General features: G+C 38.4%; 4 protein-coding genes. 3 read left to right on the top strand and 1 reads right to left on the bottom strand.

The window, feature by feature from the left end; genetic code table 11:
• Positions 1-1,031, bottom strand: a 1,031-nt coding sequence (locus tag FC82_RS15065; RefSeq protein WP_056997421.1) for a replication initiator protein A, incomplete at its 3' end; no start/stop codon positions are given.
• 576 nt (positions 1,032-1,607) lie between these two features.
• Between FC82_RS15065 and FC82_RS15060 the strand changes: the two genes are divergently transcribed.
• The 3 genes from FC82_RS15060 to FC82_RS15050 all read left to right on the top strand — a co-directional run.
• Entirely contained in the window at positions 1,608-2,393 is a 786-nt protein-coding gene (locus tag FC82_RS15060) for a ParA family protein (protein WP_056997420.1), read from the top strand.
• Positions 2,394-2,399: 6 nt separating this feature from the next.
• Positions 2,400-2,615, top strand: a complete 216-nt coding sequence (locus FC82_RS15055; protein WP_003649837.1) for a hypothetical protein — start codon at positions 2,400-2,402, stop codon at positions 2,613-2,615.
• Positions 2,616-2,902: 287 nt separating this feature from the next.
• Positions 2,903-4,031 (top strand): ISL3-like element IS1165 family transposase (locus tag FC82_RS15050; protein ID WP_056997419.1); only part of this gene is annotated, 1,129 nt, incomplete at its 3' end.

Below are 4,031 nucleotides of genomic sequence, written 5' to 3'. Positions count from 1 at the left end.
TCTCTAGCCGCTTGTTTATTCCACCAAACGCCAAATAGGTTTTGCATGGTGCCGTACAAGTAGTTTTCCACGTTCTTGATATGCTTTTCATTGCTTCTTAGGGCGTTAAAGTAGCGTCTCAAGGCTTTAGTCATCAAAGATTTTAGTTCTTCATCGTCTAGTGGGATTAGAGCGCCAATGTCCTGATGATCCTTCTCAACTCGGTACTTAGCATTTAAGATAATGCCAATGAACCGGCGCATTTGTTGTGGAGTTCGGCACCAGAAGCTAAGTAATTGCACGGCTTCGGGTTCTAAGAAAACGGGGAGTCCACTGTCTTCATCAGTTAAGAAGTCATTAGCATGGTTCACCAAATCCTTGTTTTGCTTTTCTAGTTCTGCTGGTGAGAAATGGGCTGTGGAAAAGTCCAACTTTTGAGTATCTATATTGTATCTATTAGTATCTAAACCTCTAGTATTGTTTAGATTGTGTTTCATTTTGAAACTTCCGCTTGTATCAAGGGATTTCGGCTCTTTTTGTCGGGGTTCCATTTTGAAACTTCCGCTTGTATCAAGGGATTTCGGCTCTTTTTGTCGGGGTTTCATTTTGAAACTTCCGCTTGTATCAAGGGATTTCGGCTCTTCATTAGTAATCTTTTTTTTGTAAATGTCTTTAGTTGTAACTTCGAGGTCAGCTAGATAAAGATGATTTGGTAGATTCTTCTTTTTCTTCGGATCAAATCCTAAGTTAACTTGATAGAGTAACTTTGCCCTTTCTAATTCTTTTTTTACTTTAACAATTTTCGCATTGCCCCAGCCAAATAAATTATGAAGCTCTTGATTTGTGAAAATGAAATAGACTCGATTCTTCTCATCAATCCAGTTGTTTCTTAATGAGTAATCTAGACGATCACGTAAAATCATATATCCTAACTTAGCACTATCACTTAGCTTTTTGTATTTTTCTCCGTATAGTAAAACTTGTGGGAATTGAAAAAAACGGGTTTCATAAGCTTTTTTTGATTCAATAAAATTAAAATTTGTTTGATCCATAATAAAACTCCCCTTCATTGACTTGTACATGCTGTCTTCAAAGAGAGTTGCTAAAACATCAGACTTGTTCTAAAATACAAATTTGATATGCTCTGACTGAATTATAAAGCATCATTGGCAGTGAGGACTTTGTAAATTCACCAGCATGTGTTTGTTTGTGAGTTGCAATTCGGCAACTTTTTTGATTTTTAAGAACTAAAAATGGACTAAGTAGTTATTAGAAGCTACTTAGTCCATTGGTCTTATCTTCGTTTTAATTAGTTTACCTTTGCTTGCCCCTTAAGGTTTGCTTGCGGTATAATTAGCACGTAAACAAGATTACAATTTGTTCAAGCAATTTTAACTTGGCGGTGAAAATTGCTTGGACTAGGTAGCTGCAAGATAGCTACTTGTCAATACTGCAAAAATCCCAATCCCGAGTGGATTGGGATTTTTTGTTTATGAACAAAGCATATCATTCTGCAAAGGTTAAGTAAATAGTTTTATGAATATGATTTATGATTAATCGTAAATCATATAAAATTTGTGATTAATCATAAATCATGGTAAAATGTTTATGTAAAGGTAGGTGCTACTATGAATGGGAAAACACTATTAAACTTCAACTTTAAAGGTGGCGTTGGTAAGACCACCTTGACTGTAATGGAAACCTATTTATTGGGTCAAGAGGGGAAAAAAGTACTACTGATAGATTTCGATCCCCAGGGAAATGCAACTGAAATTATGAAGGAGACTTATAAAGCCGATTTAAAGCCGGAACTTTCATTATATGAGGGCCTTCTTGGAGGGGATTTGTCTAAATCTATTGTGTCTGTTACAAACCAAATTGATATGATTCCTACAGATTGGACATTGTCTTTATGGATTGGTGCTGTAGAAAAAGTTAGTCGGGTTAAACGTAATATTCTATTACCACAAATGCTTTCAAAGTTAAAACAAAATTACGATTATATTTTTATTGACGTACCACCAACAATAAATGTCTTTACTAATAACGCAATCATGGCTTCAGATTTCATCTCAATTGTCTTACAAACTCAAAAGCAATCATATACAAGTTCTTTAAAAACAGCTACGCATTTAGGTGAACTACGTGAACAATACAATGGAAGTTTTCAGTTAGTTGGTGTCATATTGTACTTAATGAAGCCACGTGCAAAAGTTGATACTGAAATTTCTGCACAAGCAAAAGACTTTTTTGGCGAAGGGGTCTTTTCAAACTCAATTAGAACTCAAGAACGGGTTAAAACGTTTGCTAATGAAGGAATACGGAATAAAGACCATTGGGATAAAAGAGCAATCCAAATGTACCAAATGGTTCTTAATGAACAACTACTTAGAATTCAACAGTTAGAGGAGTAATTTATCATGGCAGAAGATTTTTTAAACAAAGTTAGTAAAAAGGCATCTGAACAACTTAAAAATCTAAAAAGTCCATACCAATTCGAAACAGAAAGAACTAAAACCGTTCAACTTCGCATGAGCACATATAAAGAAGTTAAACGCATCGCTTTTGAGAATGACGAAAAAATTGTTGATGTCTTAGAAAAAATTATTCGTGAAGGCCTTGCCAAACGTAAATAAGATTGAGCTTAACTTATGTATTACTGATTGTGTGATTTATGATAAAAGATTAATCTTTTATCATAAATCACACAATCAATAAACTTCACTGTACAAGGTATATTTAAAATAAATTTGATTTAAACATACGTGGTAGATCGCAAATTTAGGGGTCTAGAATTTTTGGTGTTGGAAAGTATTTCCATTCCAAAAGTACTAGGCCCTTTTTGATAACAAAAAAAGGCATCTAAGCCTCCCTAGTGCTATGCTTTAAGCGACGAAACTCAAGATAAGCGGGGTAGGAATAGATGTCTCAACTAGATAATACACTTAAATTACTGGGAATTACAGACACAAACATTCAGGTGTTCGGTACTCGTGAGGAATTTCATGGTCGGGGCTCGGGTCGCAAAAAGTATTTGGTCATCCAGGCAGAGCTTACCTACACACTCAGGCGCTGTCCCAGCTGTGGATACAATACGTTGCACCCTAACGGACACAAGCTCACTCATGTCCACATTGCAGGACCCATGGACCGGCCCGTAATTCTAGAGCTAAACAAGCAACGCTGGCGTTGTAGTAACTGCCATAGCACTTGTACGGCCACCACTCCAGTGGTATCAACCAACCACGCCATCGGTCACGGACTAGCGACTCATGTGCTGAAGCTAGCCAGTAAATCACTCCCGGCTAAGACTATCGCCAGTCTCACCGGTATTTCGACAAACTCAGTTCAGCGTATTTTGACGGCTAATATTCATCCACAGGCGAGCCGCCGGTTACCGATTAATCTATGCTTTGATGAATTCCGTTCCACGCACGGCTCCATGTCGTTTATTTGCATTGACGCCGACACTCACAAATCAGTTAAAGTACTTAGCGACCGCCTTAATAGAACCATCAAACAGTTCTTTCTTAGTCAGTACAGCACCGCAGAACGGGCCGCGGTTCAACGCGTCATCATGGACATGAACGCCTCCTATCAGGCATTCGTGCACGAACTATTCCCTAACGCCGAACTCATTATTGATCGGTTCCACATTATTCAATTAATGGGCCGGACGATGGATACCATTCGCACTCAATGTTTAAAGCAACTCGACAAGCATTCACGGGAATATAAAGTACTGAAATCACTATGGCGCCTATTCCACAAGGCCAACCCTGACGCACAAAAGAGCCGCTACCTCTTCGGCCTGAATGAGTACTCGACCGAACAGAACGCTATTGATATTGGAACCGATACGTTTCCGGCCTTCAAAACAGCTTATGAAACCTACATCGATCTCCACGATGCTTTGATGGGGCGTCACGCTGATGAACTCAAGAATATCATCACTAACTATCAGCCTAACGGCACGCCCCTAGATACGGCCATGCATACCCTACGAAAGAATCTTAATGGAGTAATTAACGCCGCCAAATCGTCCTACTCTA

Source organism: Secundilactobacillus collinoides DSM 20515 = JCM 1123, assembly GCF_001435975.1.
GTDB classification, from domain to species: Bacteria; Bacillota; Bacilli; order Lactobacillales; family Lactobacillaceae; genus Secundilactobacillus; species Secundilactobacillus collinoides.
This window is presented reverse-complemented; position numbering and strand designations above follow the sequence as displayed.

Coding starts and splice junctions, on each gene's coding strand:
- FC82_RS15055 (WP_003649837.1), top strand. CDS start 2,400: ATGGCAGAAGATTTTTTAAACAAAGTTAGTAAAAAGGCATCTGAACAA.
- FC82_RS15060 (WP_056997420.1), top strand. CDS start 1,608: ATGAATGGGAAAACACTATTAAACTTCAACTTTAAAGGTGGCGTTGGT.